The following is a 23,848-nucleotide window of genomic DNA, read 5'->3' as shown; positions in this document are numbered from 1 at the left end:
CACAGTTCCTTCACGGCGCAATCACGAATTTGTTCCGTGTGTTGGGCGCAACACTGGCAGTTTTCAGCGCATGATCCCGGCGTCGGGCAAAGGGGCGGAGAGCAGAGCTGCAAGACCGTTTTTTGGGCCGGGGGCGGCACAAAAGGCCCCGGGTCAGAGCCCGGGGCAGGTTATGCTTGGCCGATCGGATGTGTTCCGAACCTATGCTTGTGCGCGCCAACGACAGGGCCAGTCAATTTGGTCTTCCCTGTGGCTCTTGAACCGGCTTCGCTTCGTGCTTAGGTGGCTTCGCTTTCGAGGACACCCATGAATTCGCGCCATTCGCCCTTGGACATGCCGGAGGTTTCCTGAGTGACGGTCTCGCCCTTCAGCATCCGGCGCACGCAGGTCAAGGCGCTTGAGGAGAGGGTTGCGCCACCCATGCGGTAATCCGCGAAAGCCTTGTAGGCAAATGGCACCCAATCGGCGACCACATTGCAGATCGCATCGGCATAGACGCGGATTTCATATTGCGCATGGGCATCGGCGCGCAATCGCAGGAAATGCAGCAGGTTGTGCAGGTCCACTTTCCAGTACCATTGCGTATAGATATTTGCAGGCAGGTTCATCCGCGCCAATTCCCGCGCCAGGCCTTGCTGGCCGTCCTGGCCGATCATCTCTTCATAATGATCATAGGCGCGCATCGCATCGTCGCGCAGGTAGCGCAGTACGCGATCGGCCTCTTCGCCTTGCAGGGCCTCGCCCCGGCCCTGATTGTTGACGACCGATTGCGCCGCGAGTGCTTCGGGCTCTGGAATGTAGAACTCCCGGTCCAGGATCGAATAGCGGGCGGAGTATTCGTTGACATTGGCAGTCCGGTGTCGGATCCACTGCCGCGCCACGAAAACCGGCAGCTTGACGTGCAGCTTGACTTCGCACATCTCGAACGGGGTCGAGTGCCAGTGGCGCATCAGGTAGCGGATCAGCCCTTCGTCATTCTGCACCGATTTTGTGCCACGGCCATAGCTGACCCGCGCCGCCTGACAGATCGCGGAATCGTCGCCCATATAGTCGATGACCCGCACGAAACCGTGATCGAGAACCGGAATCGCCTTGTAAAGATGCTGCTCCATGCCGGGCGCGGTGGCGCGCAGCGTGTCGCGCGGGGTACTGCGCAGGTCATCGATTTCGGCCTGCTGGTCGGGCGAGAGGGGCATGGGCGAATCCTTTGGCACTAGATGAGTCGAGCCGGACCATATCTTGACGAGACGGCGCGATAAACCACCAGATCGGGTGAATGCTATTTGTGAAGAAATCCGATGCCGTATCTGGTCCGAATGCCTTGATGTCCCGCCTTGCCGTGGCACACGCGGTGGTTTGACCGATGAGATGTAGAGCGTTCAGGTTGCAGAGGCCGCATGGGTACGGCTCATGCTCTCGACATCCCGGTTGGCGGCTCTATCGTGGAAGGCGACCCAACAATTCGGAGAATGAGATGTCCCTACGCTACCTACACACCATGGTCCGGGTGAAAGACCTTGAGAAATCCATGGCTTTCTACGCGCTTCTTGGCCTGCAAGAGACCCGCCGCACCGAAAGCGAAAGCGGTCGCTTCACGCTTGTTTTCATGGCCCCCCCCGGACAGGAGGAATGCCCGGTTGAACTGACATGGAACTGGGACGGTGATGACGGCTTGCCGTCGGACAGTCGCCATTTCGGCCATCTGGCCTACCGGGTCGAGAATATCTACGACCTTTGCCAGCATCTTCAGGACAACGGGGTGACGATCAATCGGCCCCCGCGCGACGGGCATATGGCCTTTGTCCGTTCGCCCGACAACGTGTCGATCGAGCTGTTGCAGGAAGGTGAGAACCTGCCGAAACAAGAACCCTGGGCCAGCATGGAAAATACCGGCCATTGGTAAAGGCACTGGCGCTCTTGCTGGCATTGTGCGCGTCCGGTCCGGCCGCCGCGCAATGTCGGCTGGCGCTGGCCTTGGCGCTTGATGTGTCCTCTTCGGTGGATGCGTCAGAACATCTGCTGCAACGCCGGGGGCTGGCCGCCGCGTTGAATGACGCGGATGTGCGCAGGGCAATCCTGTCCGGTGCCCCGCAGCATGTGGCGCTCGCAGCCTATGAATGGAGCGGACGCGACCAGCATCAGATGCTTTTGAACTGGACGGTGCTGGACGGTGACACATCGATTGACGACGCGATTGCCGCAATTCTGTCGCCGCCGCGCAGCCATGACAACTTTCCCACGGCGCTTGGTTACGCATTGGGCTATGGCGCAACCCTGCTGGAGCGCGGGCCGGACTGTACGCGGCGCGTTCTCGACATATCCGGCGACGGGCGCAACAATGAGGGCTTTGCACCGGATCTTGCCTATCAGCATTTCCCCTTTGCCGGGGTCACCGTCAACGGGTTGGCGGTTCTGAACGACAATCCGGCGCTGGCCGGATATTTCGAGCGTGACGTGATCCACGGTTCCCGCGCCTTCGTCGAGATCTCGCAAGGTTATGAAGGCTATCGTGAGGCGATGACCCGCAAGCTGTTCCGCGAGATCAATGATCTGATTGTCGGCCAAACCCTGGAACCTCACAAGGATCCGCGCGGATGAGCGATGTGCGCAAGATCATCCGGGGACTGGCCGTTGGGGCGGCACTGATCTTGACCGTCACAGCGGCGCAGGCCGCCTGCCGGCAGGCACTCGTGCTGGGGCTGGATGTGTCCGGGTCCGTCGACGGAACGGAATATGCCCTTCAGATGCAGGGCTTGGCGAATGCGTTGATGCACCCCGAAGTGCAGACCGCATTGCTGGCGATAGCGTCGGAACCGGTCCGCTTGTCGGTCTTTGAATGGAGCGGCCCGACCAGCCAGCGCCTGACCCTGCCCTGGACAGAGATCGAAAACGCGGCCTCGATCGCCGCCGCCGCGACAACTTTGCGCAAGGCAACGCGACCGACGGGCGACCCTTCGACAGCAATCGGGGCGGCGATGTCTCATGGCGCTGGGTTGCTGGCAGGCCAGACCGATTGCCGCAAACGGACCCTTGACCTGTCGGGGGACGGCAAATCCAACACCGGCCCGCATCCCCGCGAGATCGACGGCGCGGCACTTGGCGGGATCACCGTCAACGGGTTGGTAATAGGGCCGCCCGCCGATCTGGACCTTGGCGCGCTGGCGGAACTTTCATCCTATTATCAGGCCTACGTTCTGCGCGGGCCGGATGCCTTTGTCGAAACCGCGCGCGGCTTTGCGGATTTCGAGGCCGCAATGGTGCGCAAGCTCAAACGCGAGCTTCAGGGGTTGGTGATGTCCAGGAACACGCCCTAAGCCGACCCTCAGTAAATATAGCGGATCTGGTCGGTCCAATACCGTTCGACACGGCGCAGCGACCCGGTAATGTCGGCGATGCCTTCATTGCTGAGCACGCCCTTTTCAACCAGTCCGTCGGCATGGCGGGCAAAAAGTTTCGTCACGACATCACGCACATTGCGCCCCTTGGGCGTCAGGCGGACGCGCACCGACCGGCGATCAATCTCGCAACGCTGATGGTGCATATACCCCATCTCGACCAGCTTCTTGAGATTGTAGCTGACGTTCGAGCCCTGATAGTAACCGCGCGATTTCAACTCCCCGGCGGTGACCTCGTTCTCGCCGATATTGAACAGCAAAAGCGCTTGAACCGCATTGATGTCCAGCACGCCGACGCGTTCGAATTCGTCCTTGATCACGTCCAGCAACAAGCGGTGCAATCGTTCGACCAGCGCCAGCGCCTCCAGATACCCCGCCATAAAGCCCTGTTCCGGACCCTGCCCCATATTTGAATGGATGCTCATTATGTCTACTCCGCCATGACTTTCTTGACGCAGAGAGTCCGCTAAAAAACCGAAAAAACTGTTAAGCGACAAATTTGCTGCAATTTTTGGCACAGGCTTGATTGTCCCGGCTCTGTCAAGCAGTTCTGATCGCAGCAAAATCAGGGGGGGGGTACTCATGCGAATTCTGTTCACCGGCGGATCCGGCAAGGCCGGGCGTCACGTCATCCCGTATCTGCTGGATCGCGGCCACCGGGTGCTAAACGCCGATCTGGTGCCGCTGGATCACCCCGGTGTCGACAATCTGACCGTTGACCTGACCGAGTCCGGCCAAGTGTTCAACGCCATGACATCGCTTGCCAATTTCGGTGAACTGGCCCCCGGAACCGGGATGCCTAAATTCGATGCCGTGGTTCATTTTGCGGCCCTCGCCCGCATCCTGATAAAACCCGACAACGAGACGTTCCGCACGAACACCCTGTCGACCTACAATGTGATGGAAGCGGCCGTCAAACTGGGCATTCCCAAGGTCATTTTCGCCTCGTCCGAGACCACATATGGCATCTGTTTTGCGGATGGCGAGGTCAAACCCGACTATGTGCCTGTGGACGAACACCACCCCACCGTGCCGCATGACAGCTACGCCATGTCGAAGATCTGCAACGAGGCTTGCGGGCGGTCCTTTCATGCGCGCTCGGGCATCGACATCTACGGGTTGCGAATCAACAATGTGATCGAGCCGCATGAATATGCGTCGGACTTTCCGGCCTATATTGCGAATCCAGACCTGCGCCGCCGCAATATCTTTGCCTATATCGATGCGCGCGATCTGGGGCAGATGGTCGACCGTTGCCTTGCGACCGACGGGCTGGGCTATGAGGTTTTCAACGTCTCCAACGACGATCATTCCGTCGCGCTGAGCAGCGCCGAGATCTGCGCCCGTTATTATGAAGGGGTGCCGGTCACACGCGAGATGGGTGAAACCGAAACATTCTATTCCAACGCCAAGGCCAAGTCATTGCTTGGGTTTCGGCCGGAACACAGCTGGCGGGATGTGTTGAAGGGCTAAGCTGAACAGCACCGGCCAGACAGGCGCGGCCCGCACAATCCCGAACCCAACCGGCCAAAAGCGTGCGTGGCTGAATGGGACGCGTCGTTTCGTTGGATCAGGCCACGCCCTGCGCGCGTCAGTTGCCATCTTGCCGACATGCAAGAAGCGGCATACTGCTACGCAATGAACGGTGCGATGACACTGCCCCAGCATCTGCGGGCGATCCTTTTTCTTGGCGTCCCGCTGATCGGCGGGCATCTGGCGCAATTTGCCATCGGCTTGACCGACACCGTCATGCTGGGCTGGTACAGCGTCGAGGCGCTGGCAGCCGTCACCCTTGCCAATACGCTGTTTTTCGTGCTGTTCATCATGGGGGCGGGGTTCGGCTGGGCGGTGATGCCCATGGTCGCGCAATATCACGCCAAGGGGGACGAGGTGATGATCCGTCGCGCCACGCGTATGGGCGTGTGGCTGTCTTTGGGCTTTGCTGTGCTGGTCCTGCCGCTGTTGTGGTTTTCCGGGGCGTTGCTGCAAGTACTGGGCCAGACCAAAGATCTGTCCATCGCAGCGCAATCCTATCTGCGCATCACCGGGCTGGGGTTGATCCCGGCACTGTCGGTCATGGCGTTGAAAAGCTATCTGGCCGCAATGGAACATACCCGCATCGTGTTCTGGATTACCGCCCTTACTGCCGTGTTGAATGCACTGGTCAATTACGCGCTGATCTTCGGCAATTGGGGCGCGCCGGAATTGGGGTTGCGCGGCGCGGCTGTGGCCTCGTTCATCACCAACTCGCTGTCACTGCTAGGGGTGATGGTCTATATCAACAAGGTGTTGCCACAACATGCGCTGTTCGCGCGGTTCTGGCGGGCCGATACAGAAATGCTGGCACGGGTGTTTCGGCTGGGCTGGCCGATCAGCCTGACCAACCTGGCCGAGGTCGCCCTGTTCGCCGCCTCGGCGGTGATGATGGGTTGGCTGGGCGAGGTGACGCTGGCCGCTCATGGCATCGCGCTTCAGCTGGCGACGGCCGCCTTCATGGTACATCTGGGCCTGTCGAACGTGGCAACGGTGCGCGCGGGCAATGCCGTGGGGCGCGGGGACATGGCGCATCTGATCCGCGGCGCTGCTGCGGTGGCCGGGCTGAGCGTCGCCACGTCGCTGGTCACGGTCGGGGTATTTCTGACTGTGCCGGACCTGCTCGTATCCGCTTTCATTGATCCCGAGGACGACCGGTATGGCGCAATCCTTTCGGTCGGCATCAGCCTGTTGGCAATGGCGGCGCTGTTCCAATTGGTAGACGGTGCACAGGTGGTCGCCCTTGGGCTTTTGCGCGGAATGCAGGACACGCAGGTGCCGATGGTAATGGCGGGCGTCGCCTATTGGGTGATCGGGTTACCTAGCAGCTATGTGCTGGGTTTTCCTATGGGCCTTGGCGGGCCGGGGGTCTGGCTTGGTCTGGTATTCGGGCTTGCGGTTGCTGGCCTGCTGATGGTGATGCGGTTCGTGCTGAAGATGCGGGCGGCGGATCTGGGGTAAGGTGCCATTTTGAGCCTTGAGGTAGTTGCAAGCTGAACAAGAGGTCCCGGCTCGGGGGCCGGGACGGGTTTCGCGCGGGGCCGACGTTGGTCCCTGTAAAGCCTGTCTGTTCGTCGACAGGCAAGAGCGTCTCCTGGATCATGCTTGGACAACCGCAGCACGTCCGCCGCCCCGGCATATTGATCCCAGAACGAAGCCGCCCTGGTCCGAAAACTGCCGGAGGTCTGCCCGTTTATTGTCAGGTCAGGTTCTCGCAAAAGCGACGAATGCGGTTGCAGGCCTCGGTCAGCACCTCCTCGGAGGTTGCATAGCTGACACGGAAGTTGGGACTAAGCCCGAAGGCGGCACCAAACACCACCGCCACGCCGGTTTCCTCCAACAGCGCCGTCGCGAAGGCCTGATCCGTGTCCAGCAGCGTGCCTGCCGGGCTGGTCTTGCCAATGCACCCCGCGATCGAGGGGTAGACGTAAAAGGCACCATCCGGCGTGGGGCAAGTAACGCCCGGCGCTTCGTTCAGCATCTTCACCACCAGATCGCGGCGGCGCTGGAACATGGTCCGAAATCCCGGCAGGAAGTCCTGCGTTCCGTTCAGCGCTTCGACGGCCGCCCATTGGCTGATCGAACTGGGATTGGTGGTTGATTGCGACTGGATCTTGCGCATCGCGGCGATCAGATGCTTCGGACCCGCCGCATAACCGATCCGCCAGCCTGTCATCGCATAGGCCTTGGACACGCCATTGCAGGTCAACGTACGGTCATAAAGCGCCGGTTCGACCTGAGCGGGGGTGCAGAACTCGAAATCATCAAAGACAAGATGCTCATACATGTCGTCGGTCATCACCCAGACATGCGGGTGGCGCAGCAGAACATCGGTCAAGCCCTTCAGCTCGTCGCGGCTGTACCCTGCCCCTGTCGGGTTCGACGGCGAGTTGAAGATCAGCCACTTGGTCTTTGGCGTGATCGCGGCCTCAAGCTGTTCGGGCGTCATCTTGAAACCCGCCTCGATCCCGCATTCGACCGGCACCGGCGTGCCGCCACCCAGCAAGACCATATCGGGATAGCTGACCCAGTAAGGGGCCGGGATGATGACCTCATCCCCCGGATTGAGCGTCGCCATCAGCGCATTGAACAGGATCTGCTTGCCGCCCGTGGCCACGCTGACTTGTGCGGGCGTGTAGGTCAGCCCGTTTTCGCGGGCGAACTTGGCGCAAATGGCAGCCTTCAGCTCCGGCATCCCGTCGGGGGCGGTGTATTTCGTGCGGCCTGCACGAATCGCCGCAATGGCCGCGTCCTTGATGTTGTCGGGCGTGTCGAAATCCGGCTCGCCCGCGCCCAGACCGATAATATCGCGCCCCTGCGCTTTCAATTCCTGTGCGAGCGTGGTCACAGCAACCGTCGGAGACGGCTTTACACGCGAAAGTGTCGCGGAAAGGAAGCTCATGGTCGCACCCGGTTTGAAGCCAATTCGGACATGTTTTAGGGTGCCCCCAATGGCCGATCAAGCCCAATCGCTGGAAGGACACTGCATGACCGACACGAACGACGCCTGGTACGGCCCCGACAGGGCCACCTTCGGAGACCGCGTCGCCGCCGCCCGAGAAGCGGCCAACATGACCCAAAAAGATCTGGCCAAACGGCTGGGCATCAAACTGTCGACCCTGGAAAGCTGGGAGGCCGACACGTCAGAACCACGCGCCAACCGTCTGTCGATGATGGCGGGGCTGCTCAACGTTTCGATGATGTGGCTGCTTAATGGCGACGGAGAAGGCGTGGACGCGCCCGAGGATGAGACCGAGATGCCCGAAGGGCTGGGCGAGATCCTTGCCGATATTCGCGAGGCCCGCGAAACCTTTCGCAAATCCGCCGCCCATATGGGACGTTTGGAAAAGCGCCTGCGCACGCTGATGCAGGACGCAAATCAATGAGCGAACCCCGTGAGATCCGGCTTAAACGACTGAAGATGCGATCCATGCGGCGCGGGATCAAAGAGATGGACATTCTGTTGTCACGCTACGCGGATGCGCGGCTGGCGCAGTTGGACAGCGCCCAACTTGACCGGTACGAGGCGCTTCTGGGCGAGAACGATCAGGACCTTTATCAATGGGTGTCGGGCCAGAAAGCAGCGCCCGAGGCTCTTGCGGTGCTGATCGAGGACATCTCGCAAACGGCATCGGCCGGATGACACGCGCCCCGGCCATCGAGCCGGGGCCTCCGGCACCTGTCGCCACCAAATCGCTTGCAAGACGATATGCTGTAGGATCGGGTGCAACGCGTGCTTTTCCCCTGCCCCGTGCTCTGCCATAATGACCGCAAGCAAAAACACAGAAAAAGAGCAGCACAATGGCCGAAGACCTCCTCTCGGGCACCGCCCCTTCCGACTATGACGCCTCGTCCATCGAAGTTCTCGAAGGGCTGGAACCGGTGCGCAAACGGCCCGGCATGTATATCGGCGGCACGGATGAACGCGCATTGCATCACCTCGTGGCCGAAGTGCTGGACAACTCCATGGACGAGGCCGTGGCAGGCCACGCCAACCGAATCGAGGTCGAACTGCACGAGGATTACGCCCTCACGATCCGTGACAACGGGCGCGGCATTCCGATCGACCCCCACCCCAAATTCCCCGGCAAATCCGCGCTGGAGGTGATCCTGTGTACGCTGCATGCGGGCGGCAAGTTCTCGGGCAAGGCCTATGAAACATCCGGCGGCCTGCACGGCGTGGGGGCCTCGGTGGTCAATGCGCTGTCGGATTCGATGGTCGTGCAGGTCGCGCGCAACAAGGAACTGTATGAACAGCGCTTCTCGCGCGGCATTCCGCTGGGCGGCGTTGAAAAGGTCGGCGCGGCCCCCAACCGGCGCGGCACCACCGTTACCTTCCACGCGGACGAAGAAATCTTCGGCCATCACAGGTTCAAACCGGCGCGGCTGTTCAAATCGATCCGCTCCAAAGCGTATCTCTTCTCGGGCGTCGAGATCCGCTGGAAATCCGCGATCGACGACGGAGAGACGCCAACCGAGGCCACATTCCACTTCCCCGGCGGGCTGGCGGACTACCTGACCGAAACGCTGGGCGGTGCCACCACCTATGCCGACCGCCCGTTTGCCGGGCTGGTGGATTTCCGCGAGAAGTTCAATACGCCGGGCAAGGTCGAATGGGCAATCAACTGGACCCCTGCCCGCGACGGGTTCATCCAGTCCTACTGTAACACCGTGCCCACACCCGAAGGCGGCACGCATGAGACCGGGTTCTGGGCCGCGATCCTGAAGGGCATCCGGGCTTACGGCGAGCTTGTGAACAACAAGAAAGCCGCGCAGATCACCCGCGATGACCTGTCCACGGGCGGCTGCGCGCTGGTCAGTTGTTTCATCCGGGAACCGGAATTTGTCGGCCAGACCAAGGATCGTCTTGCCACAACAGAAGCACAGCGGCTGGTGGAAAACTCCGTCCGCGATCATTTCGACAACTGGCTGGCGGCGGATACGAAATCCGCGGGCGCGATCCTTGATTTTCTGGTGCTGCGGGCCGAAGAGCGTCTGCGCCGTCGGCAGGAAAAGGAAACCGCGCGCAAGAGCGCCACGAAAAAGCTGCGCCTGCCCGGCAAGCTGGTCGATTGTTCGGCCACGAACCGCACCGGCACGGAACTGTTCATCGTCGAGGGCGACTCGGCCGGCGGATCGGCCAAGATGGCGCGCGACCGCAAGACCCAGGCCCTGCTGCCTCTGCGCGGCAAGATCCTGAACGTGCTGGGGGCGGCCTCCGCGAAATTGGGCACGAATGCCGAGATCAGCGACCTGACCCAGGCGCTTGGCGTGGGTCTGGGCACCCGGTTCAACGTCGATGATCTGCGCTATGACAAGATCATCATCATGACCGACGCGGATGTGGACGGCGCACATATCGCCGCCCTCTTGATGACCTTTTTCTTCACCCAGATGCGCCCGATGATCGACGCCGGGCACCTTTACCTTGCCTGTCCGCCGCTTTACCGGCTGACGCAAGGTGCCAGGCGCGTCTACTGTCTGGACGAGGCAGAGCGCGACGCGTGGTTTGAAAAAGGCCTTGGCGGCAAGGGCAAGATCGACGTCAGCCGCTTCAAGGGTCTGGGCGAGATGGACGCAAAAGACCTCAAGGACACCACGATGAACCCCGAAACCCGCAAGCTGATCCGCGTCACCATAGACGAGGACGAACCCGGCGAAACCGGCGATCTGGTGGAACGGCTGATGGGCAAGAAACCCGAACTTCGCTATCAATACATCCAGGAAAACGCGCGGTTCGTGGAAGAGTTGGACGTTTAAGGCAAATTGATGCTCCCGGTCTAGCGCCCTGCGCCGCATCTGGAAATCGTGGCGGCAACGTCCATGCTAATTGACTGAGTGTGATTGTTACACATCATCGGTCACGACTTGCGACGTAGGCTAAAGGTGAAAATATACTGGACCGGTACGGTGTTCTTTTCACCATCCTCTTCGCAAAAAGAAGGCGGGGACATGCCCCGCCATTCTTACATTGAAATGTGCGTATTTACATCCGCGCTTGCCATTCGTCGACTTCACGCTCGGCTTCTTCCTTGGTCTTGCCGTAGCGCTCTTGCACGAGGCCCGCGAGTTGCTCGCGGTTGCCGCGGGCTTCGGCCAGCTCGTCATCGGTCAGCTTGCCCCATTGCTCGCGGGCGTTGCCTTTGAATTGTTCCCATTTACCTTCGATCTGATCCCAGTTCATAACGATCTCTCCTGTCGTTGTGTCATTCGAAAATATAACTCGCAGACGCGCAGTATGTTCCGCTTGGTTGCCGTGAAATGTACAAACGGTGACAGTGTGGGAGGGACTACCCTTGCCGCCATCAGACCGAGACCAACCCGTCGCGCACCGCCCGGATCAGCAGTTGTGCGACGGAATGCACCCGCAACTTGCGCATCAGGGACGCACGGTGGCTTTCGACGGTCTTGGGGCTGATGGACAGCGCCTCGGCGATGCCGGAATTGGTCAGGCCGCGCGCTATCATCTGCAACACTTCCAATTCACGCTCCGACAGCCCCTCGGCGGCGGTTTCCTCGGCAATGCGCATCGCGATCTCGGGTGCGATCACCGTCTCGCCAGCGACGATCCGGGCAATGCCCGCGCAAATCTCTTGCGGATCGGCGGATTTCACGAACAATCCGCAGACGCCAAGGTCCTGCAATTGGCGCAAAACGCCCGGCGCGGGGGTGCCGGTCACGATGACGCAACGCGTGCCGGGCGACCACCGGCGCAGCTCGACCACCACCTCCAGCCCGTTGGCGCCGGGCATGGCGATGTCCAGCACGGCAATATCGGGACGGTGCGCACGCGCCAGGGCGATTGCCTCGATCCCGTTATGGGCGGTGGCCACCACCTGTACCCCGTCGATCCGTGACAGCGCGCGTTGCATACCGTCCAGCGTAAAGGCATGATCATCGGCAACCAGAAGGGTTACGGGCATCGGTCCTGGCCTTTCCTGCACGAGGGCATCGAATGCGAAAGATCGTCCCGCTAACGGGGCTGATATATGTCGCGGTCTGCTGGGCAGCAGCGGCGCTGGCCCAGCCGGTTATCGAATTGCACGGTCCGCTTGCCGCGACCCAGTTGCAGGGACATATCATGGCCCTGCGCGATCCGTCCCGCAACCTTTCCCTTGACGATGTCAGCGCCCCGGAACGCGCCGATGACTGGCAGGCCGTCAGCGGCCCAAGCGCCGATTTCGGCTATACAAAAGATGCGATCTGGCTGCGGGTTTTGCTGAAGAACGAGAACGCCGCAGTGCCCGAATGGCGTCTGCATGTCCGCGAAAACTTCTTTCAGGGGTTCCGCGTCTACCTGGCGGGCGCGCAGGGCACGCAGCTTCTGGAGGACCTGGACCCGGCCTCGCCCTTTTCCGACCGGGAGATCGCCTATCCGGAACTGGTCGTGTCGCTTCCCCTGCCCTTCGGTGAACCTGTTGCGGTCTATATCCGCTATTGGTCAGGCGGCTCTTCCGAGGCTGCCTTTGCCATTCGCACCCCCGAAAGCTTTGCCATTCTGGCCGAACGCAAGACCGCGAAGAACTTCATCTATTACGGGATGATGCTGTTTCTGGTCATGGCCGCCACCGCTGCCTTCGCGGTAACGCGCCAGTTCATCTTCGCGGCTTATGCCGGATATGCAACTTGCGGTTTGCTGTTCATCATGCATGCCGACGGCAACACGTTTCGCTATCTGTGGCCGAACGCACCGCTGTTCAACGGCTACGCCTCTGTGTTGCTCGGGTCCGGGATCATCCTGTTCGGCGGGAATTTCGCGCGGCATTTCCTGCAAACCTTCCTGTATCACCCGATGCTGGAACGGATCATCCTGACGATGATGGGGGTCACCCTTCTGGTGGTCGGCGCGACATTGTTCGCTGACACGCAGACGGTCAAGAAGCTGCTGGTGCTGCTGTCGCTGATCTCGATGCTTTTGTATTTCGCCAGCGGGCTGGTCGTCGCCCGGACACGCTTTGCCGAGGTGCGGTTCTATGTGCTTGCCTGGGGCGGTGCCGTGGTTTCGGCAGGGATCATGACCGCGCGCCACTGGCTGGGCATCGAGATTTCCGAGGAAGTGCAATTCGACAGCATTCGCGTGGTGCTGGTGCTGGACGCCGCGCTGATGGGGTTTGCCATTCTCGACCGGTTCAACCAGATGAAGCGCAACCGCGAGGAAGCGCTGGAAATGTCGCTGTCAGAGGCGCGGCGCAGCCTGTCCCTGTCGGGTCGCCTGCAAGAGCTGGAACAACGCTACGCCCTCGCGGTCGAATTGACACGATCCAAAGAGCGCAAGCTGGCCGATGCGGTCCATGATCTGCGCCAACCGATCCATGCATTGCGGCTGAACGTGCAGGCCCTGCTGCCGGGCAAAGACGCCGCCCGGACCAAACCGCGCCCCATCGATATCGAAGAAACGTTCGACTATCTCGAAGCCTTGGTGAACCGCGAATTGGCAAGTGTCAGCGGCCCCGGCGGCGTCGATGTCTATCTGGACAATGACCCGCCGACCGACACAATCGGCCATCCGGCAGAGAATGTACGCCTCGATCAGGTGCTGGATGCGCTGCGCGACATGTTCGCGGCCGAAGCGGACGACAAGGGGCTGGATCTGCGGGTGGTGGACAGCACGGCGCAGACCGCGCTGCCGCCGCTCGCGCTGATGCGTCTGGCCACGAATCTTGTCTCGAACGCCATAAAATATACCGCCACTGGCACGGTTCTTGTGGGTCTGCGCCGATCCGGCGACGGCCACAGGCTGGAAGTGCATGATACCGGTCCGGGCCTGACGGAGACTGATCTGCGAAAAGCGCTTGGCCGCAACATCCGGCTGGCAGGGGCAGAGACCGCCACGGGCAGCGGGCTTGGTCTTTCGATCGTCGCGGGCATCGCGCGAGAATACGACCTGACATTTGGCCTGCTGCCCCGTCGCGGTGGCACGAGCGTATATGTGAATCTGCCACCCGCCACCTGACATCTTGCACAGCATCCGGGCGGCGTCGTTCCAATTTGGGGTGATCACCTGATTGGGGCCAGCACCTTCCCCATGGTAAACTTGTGCGCATTGGCGGTTTTTTCCCGCCACGGCGCAATTCGTGCCGCGCAAAAGTTGATTGAACCGAGGAATTGCAAATGGCTGCCGGACAAGAACTTCTCGACTACAGAACCAATCTCAACCACACGCGGTCGAATGTCACCGACCTGCGCGACGAGGTTGAAAACATGCTCGACGCGGTGGAGATCGCGCAGGAGGCATTGGAAGCCGCCGGCTATGTCGAGGATCAGGCCACCGACTTCCTGCGCACCATCCGTTCTATGCAGTTTTCGCTGAAAGTGCTGGAAAAGGTCGGGCCGATGAAGGCTGTGGCCAAGGTGATGGACGGCGTTCTTGACCGGCTGGAGACCGCCACGATCCGCATCCGCGACAAGGCTCGCGATCTGGACGAACGGATCGAGCGTTCGGGCTGGCCTGACCGGCTGGAGGATGCCGAAGACAAGCTGGAGGATTTCGACGCAAAACTGGCGATCAGCAATGCAAGGCTTCAGATCGAGGTCAATCGCGCCAATAACATGATCCTTGTTTTCGATTTCGTGGGCAGTTCGATCAACCCCCTGTCCCGCGCGGTCGACACCACGGTCAGCCCGATCAATTCCGCGATGGAGCGTTTGAACGGCATCTATGACGGCATCGAGTCCGAGATCGACGGTTTTCGCGCGCAGTTCTACTCGGGGCTGTTCTCGCCGATGAACTCTGTCGCATCGGCCTTTTCGCGCATCAACGACTCGCTCGGGTTTCTGTCCGGACCGCTTAACGCGGCCTATTCGGCGCTGCGCCCGCTGGAACCGGTGCTGGACGCCGTTGGCTTCATCTACAATATCACAGTGAGGCCCGTGGTGGACTGGATCCTCGACAGTTTGGGCATCACCGCTGTTCTGGACCGGATTGCCGACAAGATTGCCGATCTGATTCCCGGTGCAAATGTACTGGACCGGATCGAAGCGCAGATCGACGGCGCGTTTGTGCAGGTCGATGAATTCCTGGGGTCGCTTGGCTGGAACACCGATATCAGCAGCTTTATCGACGACCTGACCGATGACATCTTCAACCTGCTGGACGGCGACGCGACCGGGAATATTCGTGGCGGAAGTCAAGACGACGATACGCTGATCGGGCGGGACACCGCGGATGTGCTGGAACCCGGCGCGGGCAATGACCTCGTGCAGGCCAATGGCGGCCATGACGTGATCTATGCCAGTATCGGGGATGATACGGTCTATGGCGGCGCGGGCACGGATCGGCTGATCTTTGAAGAAAACTTTATCAATTACAGCTATTCGCGGCCGCAGGAAAACGGGCCGATCGTGTTTCTGCATGAAGGCGGCGGGCGACAGGGGGTCGAGGTCGCTTATGAAATCGAACAATTCGTCTTCAATGATGTGAAGCTGACCCAGACCCAACTGTTCAACAGTGTGTTCCGTGTGACCTCTTCGCCCTTCACCGGAACTGAGAATGCGGATTTCATCTATGCCGCCGTCAACGGGCTGGTGGCTTTCGGTCTGGGCGGCGATGATCGGTTCACCGGATCGAACAGCGCGGATTCGCTGACCGGCGGCGAAGGCGACGATGCGTTCGTGACGCTGCTGGGCGCCGATACGGTCAATGGCGGCAATGGCAGCGATACCTGGATCTATGCCGAGAACGACGCCTCCGGAAATTCGCGCACCACGGTGGATCTGGTGACCGGTCAGGCCTGGGACGGATCGGACCGCGATGTGCTGGTCAGCATCGAAAACGCCGAGATGTACGACAATCGCGACATTGATTTTCGCGGTAACGGTGCGGGGAACCGGCTTGTCGGCAATTCGGGCCGCGACTTCATTGACGGGCGTGAAGGCAACGATGTGATCTCGGGCGGTGGCGGGCGTGACCTGCTGATCGGCGGCGCGGGCAATGACACCGTTTCGGGCGGCGAGGACAGCGATATACTTGTCGCCGGTGGCACGGTCGTCGGGCGACGCGGCGAGGTTTATGACGGCAACGAGGGTTTTGACACGCTGATTTATTCGCGCCAGTGGAACAACTACCGCGTCGGCCGAGACCATAGCCAAAGCCGCATCGACACACAGGAATCCTCGGGCCCGCTCAGGGTCTTTGCGGAAAACGGCATCGTGCGGCGGCTGAATGATGCGGGCACGCAAATTCTGGCAACCGACAGGTTCGACAACATCGAATCCTTTGTCGGCTCGGACATGGACGACGTCATTGTCGGACGACTGGCCAGCTACGGCGACCGGTTTTTCGTTGACGGCGGTGGCGGCAATGACACGATCCGTTCCGAAGGCGTGACAGAGGCGGCCGGCGGCACTGGCGATGACCTGATCCTGGTGACCGGAGACCGCGGATCGTTTGACGGCGGCAGCGGCGACGACACGCTGGATACGCGGCTTATTGACAATGCCCGCTGGTCGATCCGTCTGTCAGGGGCCATCGGCAGCCGCATCAGCGCCGCCATTGCCGACGAGTCCGGCGATCTGGGCTCGTCGTCCAGTTCCGGATCCAGCACCACGTCGGCGTTTTCGGGCGGAAACCTGCACAGCATGGAATACATCTATCTCGGGGACTTCGCCGACGAGGTCTATCTGGACGGCAATGACCGGGTGACGGTGTTTGGCGGTGACGGAGAAGACCGGCTGATCCGCGCCAATTCCAACGATGGCAGTTCCGAAGCGATACTGTACGGCCAGGATGGCGACGACTATCTGCAACTGAACCTCGAAGGCGAGATCTATGGCGGAAATGGCGATGACCATCTGAATGTACATGCCTCCGGCGACGGTCATGTGGTGAACGGCAATCAGGGCGACGATTACATCTATGTCGGACGGATGGACGGCACGATCTACGGCGGCGGCGGATATGACACGCTGGCGCTGGATGCCAGTTCGCGCTTTGTCAGCCAGTTGCAACTGAACCTGCGCACCGGCGAATTGGCGACCCCCGGTACGCTGAACGGAATCGACGCGATGGTCTACGGGATCGAGGAAGTCATCGGCGTTGTCGATGTCTCCGACCGCATAATCGGGCGCGATTTCGGCGAAAGGTTCATCGGGCTGGGCGGCAACGACATTCTCGAAGGCTATGGCGGCAATGACGAATTGATCGGCGGCACCGGCAATGACCGCCTGCTTGGCGGGGCCGGTCGTGACGTTCTGCATGGCGGCGCGGGCAATGACACGCTGGACGGCGGCACCGGACGCGATACGGTGTCCTATGCCAACGCGGTCGTGCGCAATACCGCAGGCGATGTGCTGGCCGCCGATTTTGGCAATGTCGTCGTGAATCTTGACCAGATGACCGCATCCGGCGCGCATGGGTCGGACCGGCTGATCAGCATCGAGAACGTGATCGGCGGGGCGGGCAACGACCACATCACCGGAAACGCCGGTGCAAATGCCCTGTCGGGCGGGGCGGGCAACGACACGCTGGACGGCGGTGCAGGCGGCGACGTGCTGGTCCTGGGATTGGGGGATGATCTGGCCTATGGCGGTTCCGGACGCGACACCTTTGTGTTGGATCAGGGCAATGCCACGCTTTTCGGTGGCGCAGGCATCGACACGATCGATTTGGGCAATATTGAAGGCGACATCTCTCTGGATCTGGTGGCAGGCACATATTCGGCCACGCTGCGGGTGGATCAGCCAGTCTGGGACGACACCGGAACCCGCGAGGCGCGGATCTTCAACGGCCAGATCATGACGCCGGAACTGGTTGAAGAGGCCAATCCGACCTTTGCCAACTCTTCCGACGATGCAAGCCGCATTCTGCCCGGTCCCGACAGCGCGGAGGCCGAAACCTTCTCGATCCGCTATGTGCAGGTCGATCGCAGCTACACCGGAGAATTCCACAGCATCGAGCGCGTGATCGGCGGGGCAAGCGCCACCGTCATCCATGCCAGCGCCGCCAATGACGTGATCGACGGCGGCAGCGCGGCCGACCGCATGACCGGCAACGCGGGCCGGGACATTCTGCGCGGCGAGGATGGCCGGGATACGATCAGCGGTGGCGATGGCGACGACGAATTGATCGGCGGCACCAGCGATGCAGACCAAGGCGACATGATCTTCGGCGGCGATGGCAACGACCTCATCGTCGGTGGATTTGGCAATGACCGGCTTGTCGGCCAAAACGGCAATGACACCATCTTTGGCGGGCATGGCGCTGATACGGTGGTCGGCAACAATGGCAATGACGTGCTGTCCGGGTCTGACTTCGGAGATATGCTTGTCGGTGGCGATGGGCGCGACTTCCTCAATGGCGGCTTCGGCTTTGACAGGCTTGCCGGCGGCAACGGTGCCGACCAGTTCTATCATGGCGGCATTCGTCTGCACGCGACGGACTGGGTCCGCGACTATGACGCGCAGCAAGGTGATGTGCTGATTTTCGGTGCCCGCGCCAGCGTTGACGATTTTCGCGTCAGCTATGCTCAGACACCGGGCGCAGGCGGCGGGGCGCGTGAGGCATTCGTGGTCTATAAGCCCGCAGGCCAGATCATTTGGGCGCTGGTCGATGGTGGCGCGCAAAACGAGATCAACCTGCAACTCCAGGGTCAGATCTATGACATTGCGTAAGGCCGAAACGGCGCAAGGCTCCGCTTGTTGCCCGCACGGATCGCCGGGCATCCGTCAGAGGGTGTCCGCCGCATACTGGCGTCTTGGTATTACAGGGGCCGAGCGCGATGGCCCTTCCCTGGCACTATTCTCCGCGCGAATGTCCGGCCATGGCGACCAAATCCGATAACAAGCGTCGGGACATCTCGAAGGGCGGACAGGTGTCTTGTCGTTTAGACGGCACGCAGTGCCGGTCGCGGCGATCCAGTGTTGCCAAAGTCAGACACAGGGCAACCGTTTATCGAAATCTCCGCCCGGACAGAGCCGCAGGCACGACGCCGTGCCGAGATCCGCACAGCTTTGCCATCGAAGGAGATAAAGCCCAGATCGCCCTGCGCACGACCGGATTCGGCCAGTTCCGACAGCAAGGCCAAAGCGATACGCTCTCCCTTGCGCAGCGCGGCCAGATTTTCCAAGTGGAAATAGCCACCCGTGACCAGCCGCCCCAGAACCATGTTCGAGGCCAGTTTGTCGAGATCGCCGGAAAGCCCCGGACGGCACGGCAGCATGTGGGGGGAGGAACCCATATGCGCCGCGCCTTTTCCGGTCCGTTGCCTGTGGGAAAAGGCCGACAGCGGACCGGCGTAAACAGCTTTCAGAATGGTCAGGCATGAGCCTGCGACGGTGCCCTGCGACCGCGCATCCAAAAGACGCAGCGTCGCGTCACCCCGCGACAGATGCGGCACCATCAGATTGTCGCCCCTGCGCGTTGCCGGGGGCAGACGCGGACCCGCATCCACGGTCACCGCGCTGTCTGTTGATGCGGACCCATCGACAGCATTGCGCCGGGCAACCCATGTCAACAGACGGGGCGCAAAACGGCGCAACTCCTCCAGGATCTGACGAGAAGAGGCATCCGCCGGATTGGCGGGCGGAACCGAAGCGTGATCGGCCACAAGCGAGAGGCGCGCGGCCAGCAGCGCCGGTCGCGGCATTGGACCCTCCAGTGCGGCTTGCGCACGCGACGCCTGTTTTGCAAGCAAGATTGCCTCTGCCATTACCGACAAGAGTTCTGCACCGCCCCATCCCCGCCCTGACAGGGCCGGAACAGGTGGCAACACGATTGATGACATCGCCAGCCCCAGCGCCAAGACGGCGCGTCCCGGCGACGCCGGATGACCGACCACCGCCAATTCACGCAGCGTCCTCGGCATCCGTTCGGCAGGCGTTTCTGCCGCGCGACATTTTGCGTTCAGCCATATCTTCCAGATCACCGCAGGCGCATCAGGCGCTGGCAGAGGTTCGAATACACGGTCCCGGTCAGCCCCGCCGGGGCGGGCCTGCGAAAGCGCAAGGCTTGGCATCAACTGTGACACCAGCGGCCCGCAGATGTCAGTCCGCGTCGCCCCCCGCACCAACATGCGCAGGGTCAGTTGGCCATCCTTGTTCCACCGACTTGCGCGGCGCATGTGTTCGTCGTCTTGCGCTGTGTGCCGGGCCGGATCATCGGGCTGTTCGGCAAAGCACGGAACCGCATGCCGGTCCAGCCATGGCAGGCTGCGCAACTCGCACAGCAATTCATGCAGCGTGAATGAGGTCTGCGCATCAATCCGAACACTGTGATGCGGGTTTTCCAGATCGGTCAGCGCCACATCGCGCAGCAGCGACAGCGCGTAGATTACTGCCATTTCCGCCGCCAGTTCTGACACGCCGACCGTTGCATGCAGGGGCCGCATCGCTTTGGCACGGCGTGCGATCCGGAAATCGCTTTCGTCACGCGCCCCTTCAATGACGCGAAACCGCGTTTGACTAAGCTTGGCTTGATCGGTCATCTCGACATCCCCCGGTTCAGCGGCACGCCGCCTTGCCCGTCAGCCTTGTGAGTCACGATTGATACGAAACGTCGTGAACAGCAGGCCGCCCTGGCAGCGTGGTTTCGAATATGTTGATGCCAGCCTGCCTCCCCTCCGTGACTGCAAAGTGAGTATACCGTGAAACGACCGTGAACCGCGCAAGATTCCGCGGTCGTATCTGCGATTTCAGCGGAACCGGTCCTTGGATTGGTCGCAAAGCTTCTACAATAGCTTGCCCCATGGGCCATTTAGGGGGTTTCCGGCCAAAATGCTTTCAAGACAGCAAGTCGGATTCATGTCGTTGTCGTGGACCCACGCCGAATCGGCATAATTTCACGATGCCCATCAAGACCGGTCACGGCCACAGGCAGGTCGTCATGCGTCAGGGAACACATCGATCCCATCTTCATTCAGCGTAGGCGGCTTTTGACGAAGTGGCGCGCTGTTTTCCGGGCAATGCCTGCACAGAGGTTGTCGCAAATCGGCACGGCCCGTTTCTGAACGGTTAGGACGTTTCACAGGATTGGGCCGTTTATTGATCAGGTCTGGCGTCGAGCAGTCTCTTGATCAGGCCCGCCTTGGTAATCTGCCCGATTGGCTGCCCTTCCGAAATCACCGCCAACGGCAATTCCAGGTCGACAATACTGCGCATGGCCTCCTCCACGCTTGCGCCAGCGTCGATATGTTGCGCGGGCTGACAGTCCAGCGGCTCCATAACATCGGCGGCAGTCAACACGCCCAGCGGGTTCATATTGGCGACAAAATCCGCGACGTAGTCACTGGCCGGATTGGTGAAGATGTCCTTGGGCGTTCCGTTCTGAACGATGCGCCCGCCGTCCATGATGGCGATGTGATTGCCCAGCTTGAATGCCTCGTCCAGATCGTGACTGACAAAAATGATGGTGCGTTGCAGTTTTTGCTGAAGGTCCAACAGTTCATCCTGCAAGCGGGTGCGGATCAGCGGGTCGAGGGCCGAGAAAGGCTCGTCCATCAGCAGGATCGGCGCGTCAGTGACAAAGGCGCGGGCCAGTCCCACGCGCTGCTGCATCCCGCCCGACAATTCACCCACCTTGCGTTCGGCCCAATCGGCAAGACCGACCAGATCAAGCTGCTCATCGACCTTCTTGGCGCGCTCTGGCTTGGCCATGCCGCCAAGTTCCAGACCCAGCCCGACATTTTCGCGCACGGTACGCCATGGCAACAGGCCGAATTGCTGAAATACCATCGCAACGCGACTTAGCCGGATCTTGCGAAGCCCCTGCGGCGTGGCATCCGTCACGCTGACCATCTGTCCGCCGTCACTGACCCGCACCTCGCCGCGCGCGACCGGGTTCAGCCCGTTGACCGCGCGCAGCAAAGTCGATTTCCCAGACCCTGACAGCCCCATCAGCACGAGGATTTCGCCCTCTTCAACGGTCAGGGAACAGTCATGCACACCCAGAACCTGATCTGTCTTGGTCTGGATCTCGGACCGGTCAAGACCTTCATCCATCAACGGCAGCGCCTTGGCCGGTTTTTTTCCAAACACGATGGACACATTGTCGATCTCAACAGCCGTGGTCATTTGCGCGTCCCTACATTGAGCATACGGTCAAGGATGATGGCGACGATAACGATGACAAAGCCGCTCTCGAACCCCAGTGACGTGTTTACCTGATTGAGCGCCCGTACCACCGGCACACCCAGCCCGTCTGCCCCGACAAGCGCGGCAATCACCACCATCGACAGTGACAGCATGATGGTCTGGTTCAACCCGGCCATGATCTGCGGAAAGGCATAAGGCAGTTCGACCTTCACCAGCGTCTGGCGCGGCGTGGCCCCAAAGGCGCGCGCGGCCTCCAGCAGTGCCTGCGGAGTCGAGGAGACCCCCAGCCATGTCAGTCGGATCGGCGCGGGCAGCACGAAGATCACCGTAGCGATCAGTCCCGGCACCATGCCGATGCCGAAAAAGACGATGGCCGGGATCAGGTAGACGAAGGTCGGCAGCGTCTGCATCAGGTCCAGCACGGGACGCATCGCGGCATAAAGCCTTGGCCGGTGCGCCGCGGCGATGCCGACGGGCACGCCCACCCCCATGCACACCACGCAGGCAGACAGCACCAGCGTCAGGCTTTCGGTGGTTTCTTCCCAATAATCCTGATTGAGCACGAACAGAAAGCCCAGCCCCACGAACAGGCAGACCTTCCAATTGCGCTGCAAGACCCATGTCAGCACGACAAATGCGGCGATGACAATCAACGGGTTCGGTGTTTGCAACACCCACAGAATACCGTCGATCATGCCTTCCAGAACGTCGGACAGGGAATCGAAAAATATCGCGCCCCGGCTCTCAAGCCAGTCAAAGGCATCCCCGGCGACCTTGCCCACGGGTATCTTGTTTTCGGTCAGCCAATCCATGCAGGCGTCCTTCTGCGTGGCCGCGCCGGCATTACCCCCGGAACGGCGCGGCGGGCGGTTCTGTCAGGAAGCCGCCCGCCATTGAACTTACTCGCTGAGCGCCGCGTCAATCGCCGCTTCGGCATCGCCACCATCCTTGGTGGTCACACCATCCAGCCAACCTGCATAGGCGTCCGGATGAGCGGCCAGCCAAGTGCGGGCGGCATCCTCGGGGTCTTCGCCGTCATCCAGGATCGCCGCCATGATCTCGTTTTCCATTGTCAGCGTGAATTGCAGATTTTGCAACAGCTTGCCGACATTCGGGCAGGCCTCAACATAGCCGGCGCGCGTGTTGGTATGGACAGTAGCGCCGCCCAGATCGGGGCCGAACCAGTCATCGCCGCCTTCCAGATAGGTCATGTCGAAATTGGCGTTCATCGGATGCGGCTCCCACCCCAGAAAGACGACCGGCTTGTCGCGCCCATCCGCCCGCGCGACCTGCGACAGCATCCCCTGCTCAGAGCTTTCGACAACCTCGAACCCGTCCAGCCCAAACGCATCGGCTTCGATCATGTCCAGGATCAGGCGGTTGCCGTCATTGCCCGGCTCGATGCCGTAGATCTCGCCGTCCAGCGCGTCGCGATGCTCGGCGATGCTGGCGAAATCGGTGATCCCCAATGCCGCGCCAGCCGCGTTCGTGGCCAGCGTGTATTTCGCGCCTTCAAGGTTGGCGCGCACGGTATCGACAGTACCTGCCTCGCGGTAGGGCGCGATGTCCGCCTCCATCGTGGGCATCCAGTTGCCAAGGAACACGTCCACATCGCCGCCTTCAAGCGCGGTATAGGTCACCGGGACGGACAGCACCTTGATGTCAGTCTCATAGCCAAGCGCCTCCAGCACGACGCTGGTCGCCGCGGTGGTCGCGGTGATGTCGGTCCAGCCCACATCGGACATGACGACCTCGTCACAATTGGCGAATGCGGCACCCGCGCCAAGCGCGAGAATAGAGGTGGCAGTAAATAGCTTCATTGGGATCTCCCTATCGGGCGCTTGGGCCCGTTTCCTGATTGACCAGTTAATCAATCACTGATTAGGGTCATGAAT

At 61.0% G+C, this 23,848-nt stretch carries 19 protein-coding genes; 10 read left to right on the top strand and 9 right to left on the bottom strand.

Annotation, left to right across the window (positions count from 1 at the left end; translation table 11 throughout):
* Window positions 1-278: 278 nt before the first annotated feature.
* On the bottom strand, window positions 279-1,196 hold the full coding sequence (thyX, locus tag DMZ65_RS09255; RefSeq protein WP_116598633.1) for an FAD-dependent thymidylate synthase: 918 nt from the start codon (window positions 1,194-1,196) through the stop codon (window positions 279-281).
* A 278-nt stretch (window positions 1,197-1,474) separates the two neighbouring features.
* Here thyX and DMZ65_RS09250 point away from each other — a divergent pair, with 278 nt between their 5' ends.
* Genes DMZ65_RS09250 through DMZ65_RS09240 form a run of 3 tightly spaced genes read left to right on the top strand, consistent with a single transcriptional unit; the run spans window position 1,475 to window position 3,314 of the window.
* Window positions 1,475-1,903 (top strand): VOC family protein, encoded by a 429-nt coding sequence (locus tag DMZ65_RS09250; RefSeq protein WP_116598632.1) that lies wholly within the window; start codon window positions 1,475-1,477, stop codon window positions 1,901-1,903.
* Window positions 1,897-2,598: a DUF1194 domain-containing protein gene (locus tag DMZ65_RS09245; RefSeq protein WP_232824947.1), complete on the top strand. Its 702-nt coding sequence runs from the start codon at window positions 1,897-1,899 to the stop codon at window positions 2,596-2,598. The genes DMZ65_RS09250 and DMZ65_RS09245 overlap by 7 nt, the downstream gene beginning before the upstream one ends.
* The gene (locus DMZ65_RS09240; RefSeq protein WP_116598630.1) at window positions 2,595-3,314 is read left to right on the top strand and encodes a DUF1194 domain-containing protein; all 720 of its coding nucleotides are present in this window, start codon (window positions 2,595-2,597) and stop codon (window positions 3,312-3,314) included. Before DMZ65_RS09245 ends, DMZ65_RS09240 begins: the two co-directional genes overlap by 4 nt.
* A gap of 8 nt (window positions 3,315-3,322) precedes the next feature.
* On the opposite strand, the gene DMZ65_RS09235 is transcribed toward DMZ65_RS09240, so the two are convergent.
* On the bottom strand, window positions 3,323-3,820 hold the full coding sequence (locus DMZ65_RS09235) for a MarR family winged helix-turn-helix transcriptional regulator (protein ID WP_116598629.1): 498 nt from the start codon (window positions 3,818-3,820) through the stop codon (window positions 3,323-3,325).
* 157 nt (window positions 3,821-3,977) lie between these two features.
* Here DMZ65_RS09235 and DMZ65_RS09230 point away from each other — a divergent pair, with 157 nt between their 5' ends.
* Window positions 3,978-4,868, top strand: coding sequence for an NAD-dependent epimerase/dehydratase family protein (locus tag DMZ65_RS09230; protein ID WP_116598628.1), 891 nt, complete (start codon window positions 3,978-3,980; stop codon window positions 4,866-4,868).
* Between the two features lie 165 nt (window positions 4,869-5,033).
* Window positions 5,034-6,389, top strand: a complete 1,356-nt coding sequence (locus DMZ65_RS09225) for an MATE family efflux transporter (RefSeq protein WP_116598627.1) — start codon at window positions 5,034-5,036, stop codon at window positions 6,387-6,389.
* Window positions 6,390-6,627: 238 nt separating this feature from the next.
* On the opposite strand, the gene DMZ65_RS09220 is transcribed toward DMZ65_RS09225, so the two are convergent.
* Window positions 6,628-7,830 carry a pyridoxal phosphate-dependent aminotransferase gene (locus DMZ65_RS09220; RefSeq protein WP_116598626.1) on the bottom strand — a complete coding sequence of 401 codons (1,203 nt, stop codon included), beginning with the start codon at window positions 7,828-7,830 and terminating at the stop codon, window positions 6,628-6,630.
* Window positions 7,831-7,915: 85 nt separating this feature from the next.
* On the opposite strand from DMZ65_RS09220, the gene DMZ65_RS09215 reads away from it, so the two are divergent.
* From DMZ65_RS09215 to parE, 3 genes are all read left to right on the top strand, one after another.
* The gene (locus tag DMZ65_RS09215; protein WP_116598740.1) at window positions 7,916-8,314 is read left to right on the top strand and encodes a helix-turn-helix domain-containing protein; all 399 of its coding nucleotides are present in this window, start codon (window positions 7,916-7,918) and stop codon (window positions 8,312-8,314) included.
* Window positions 8,311-8,571, top strand: coding sequence for a succinate dehydrogenase assembly factor 2 (locus DMZ65_RS09210; protein ID WP_116598625.1), 261 nt, complete (start codon window positions 8,311-8,313; stop codon window positions 8,569-8,571). Before DMZ65_RS09215 ends, DMZ65_RS09210 begins: the two co-directional genes overlap by 4 nt.
* A gap of 158 nt (window positions 8,572-8,729) precedes the next feature.
* Entirely contained in the window at window positions 8,730-10,688 is a 1,959-nt protein-coding gene (gene parE / locus DMZ65_RS09205) for a DNA topoisomerase IV subunit B (protein WP_116598624.1), read from the top strand.
* A gap of 226 nt (window positions 10,689-10,914) precedes the next feature.
* Here the strand turns inward: parE and DMZ65_RS09200 are convergent, their stop codons facing one another.
* Both DMZ65_RS09200 and DMZ65_RS09195 read right to left on the bottom strand, forming a co-directional pair.
* A complete protein-coding gene (locus DMZ65_RS09200; protein ID WP_116598623.1) occupies window positions 10,915-11,112 on the bottom strand; it encodes a CsbD family protein in 198 nt (65 codons plus the stop codon).
* A 121-nt stretch (window positions 11,113-11,233) separates the two neighbouring features.
* The gene (locus tag DMZ65_RS09195) at window positions 11,234-11,851 is read right to left on the bottom strand and encodes a LuxR C-terminal-related transcriptional regulator (RefSeq protein ID WP_116598622.1); all 618 of its coding nucleotides are present in this window, start codon (window positions 11,849-11,851) and stop codon (window positions 11,234-11,236) included.
* Between the two features lie 32 nt (window positions 11,852-11,883).
* Between DMZ65_RS09195 and DMZ65_RS09190 the strand changes: the two genes are divergently transcribed.
* Both DMZ65_RS09190 and DMZ65_RS09185 read left to right on the top strand, forming a co-directional pair.
* Window positions 11,884-13,881: a sensor histidine kinase gene (locus tag DMZ65_RS09190; protein ID WP_116598621.1), complete on the top strand. Its 1,998-nt coding sequence runs from the start codon at window positions 11,884-11,886 to the stop codon at window positions 13,879-13,881.
* A 158-nt stretch (window positions 13,882-14,039) separates the two neighbouring features.
* Entirely contained in the window at window positions 14,040-18,536 is a 4,497-nt protein-coding gene (locus DMZ65_RS09185) for a calcium-binding protein (RefSeq protein ID WP_116598620.1), read from the top strand.
* Between the two features lie 212 nt (window positions 18,537-18,748).
* Here the strand turns inward: DMZ65_RS09185 and DMZ65_RS09180 are convergent, their stop codons facing one another.
* From DMZ65_RS09180 to choX, 4 genes are all read right to left on the bottom strand, one after another.
* Complete coding sequence (locus DMZ65_RS09180) at window positions 18,749-20,347, bottom strand: hypothetical protein (RefSeq protein WP_116598619.1); 1,599 nt, start codon at window positions 20,345-20,347, stop codon at window positions 18,749-18,751.
* 553 nt (window positions 20,348-20,900) lie between these two features.
* Window positions 20,901-21,932, bottom strand: coding sequence for a choline ABC transporter ATP-binding protein (gene choV / locus DMZ65_RS09175; RefSeq protein ID WP_116598618.1), 1,032 nt, complete (start codon window positions 21,930-21,932; stop codon window positions 20,901-20,903).
* Window positions 21,929-22,765 carry a choline ABC transporter permease subunit gene (choW, locus tag DMZ65_RS09170; RefSeq protein WP_116598617.1) on the bottom strand — a complete coding sequence of 279 codons (837 nt, stop codon included), beginning with the start codon at window positions 22,763-22,765 and terminating at the stop codon, window positions 21,929-21,931. The genes choV and choW overlap by 4 nt, the downstream gene beginning before the upstream one ends.
* A gap of 87 nt (window positions 22,766-22,852) precedes the next feature.
* A complete protein-coding gene (choX, locus tag DMZ65_RS09165; protein ID WP_116598616.1) occupies window positions 22,853-23,773 on the bottom strand; it encodes a choline ABC transporter substrate-binding protein in 921 nt (306 codons plus the stop codon).
* Between the last annotated feature and the right edge of the window lie 75 nt (window positions 23,774-23,848).

This window comes from Primorskyibacter marinus (genome assembly GCF_003313245.1).
Classification (GTDB): Bacteria; Pseudomonadota; Alphaproteobacteria; order Rhodobacterales; family Rhodobacteraceae; genus Primorskyibacter; species Primorskyibacter marinus.
The sequence above is the reverse complement of the archived record's forward strand: the minus strand, read 5'-3'. Positions and strand labels throughout refer to the sequence as shown.

Bases quoted from the DNA above. Each gene is read 5' to 3' on its own strand.
- DMZ65_RS09220 (WP_116598626.1), bottom strand. From the start codon at position 7,830: ATGAGCTTCCTTTCCGCGACACTTTCGCGTGTAAAGCCGTCTCCGACG.
- DMZ65_RS09225 (WP_116598627.1), top strand. From the start codon at position 5,034: ATGAACGGTGCGATGACACTGCCCCAGCATCTGCGGGCGATCCTTTTT.
- thyX (WP_116598633.1), bottom strand. From the start codon at position 1,196: ATGCCCCTCTCGCCCGACCAGCAGGCCGAAATCGATGACCTGCGCAGT.
- choV (WP_116598618.1), bottom strand. From the start codon at position 21,932: ATGACCACGGCTGTTGAGATCGACAATGTGTCCATCGTGTTTGGAAAA.
- DMZ65_RS09185 (WP_116598620.1), top strand. From the start codon at position 14,040: ATGGCTGCCGGACAAGAACTTCTCGACTACAGAACCAATCTCAACCAC.
- DMZ65_RS09195 (WP_116598622.1), bottom strand. From the start codon at position 11,851: ATGCCCGTAACCCTTCTGGTTGCCGATGATCATGCCTTTACGCTGGAC.
- DMZ65_RS09200 (WP_116598623.1), bottom strand. From the start codon at position 11,112: ATGAACTGGGATCAGATCGAAGGTAAATGGGAACAATTCAAAGGCAAC.
- DMZ65_RS09250 (WP_116598632.1), top strand. From the start codon at position 1,475: ATGTCCCTACGCTACCTACACACCATGGTCCGGGTGAAAGACCTTGAG.
- DMZ65_RS09240 (WP_116598630.1), top strand. From the start codon at position 2,595: ATGAGCGATGTGCGCAAGATCATCCGGGGACTGGCCGTTGGGGCGGCA.
- DMZ65_RS09215 (WP_116598740.1), top strand. From the start codon at position 7,916: ATGACCGACACGAACGACGCCTGGTACGGCCCCGACAGGGCCACCTTC.
- DMZ65_RS09180 (WP_116598619.1), bottom strand. From the start codon at position 20,347: ATGACCGATCAAGCCAAGCTTAGTCAAACGCGGTTTCGCGTCATTGAA.
- DMZ65_RS09235 (WP_116598629.1), bottom strand. From the start codon at position 3,820: ATGAGCATCCATTCAAATATGGGGCAGGGTCCGGAACAGGGCTTTATG.
- parE (WP_116598624.1), top strand. From the start codon at position 8,730: ATGGCCGAAGACCTCCTCTCGGGCACCGCCCCTTCCGACTATGACGCC.
- DMZ65_RS09190 (WP_116598621.1), top strand. From the start codon at position 11,884: ATGCGAAAGATCGTCCCGCTAACGGGGCTGATATATGTCGCGGTCTGC.
- choX (WP_116598616.1), bottom strand. From the start codon at position 23,773: ATGAAGCTATTTACTGCCACCTCTATTCTCGCGCTTGGCGCGGGTGCC.
- DMZ65_RS09230 (WP_116598628.1), top strand. From the start codon at position 3,978: ATGCGAATTCTGTTCACCGGCGGATCCGGCAAGGCCGGGCGTCACGTC.
- DMZ65_RS09210 (WP_116598625.1), top strand. From the start codon at position 8,311: ATGAGCGAACCCCGTGAGATCCGGCTTAAACGACTGAAGATGCGATCC.
- choW (WP_116598617.1), bottom strand. From the start codon at position 22,765: ATGGATTGGCTGACCGAAAACAAGATACCCGTGGGCAAGGTCGCCGGG.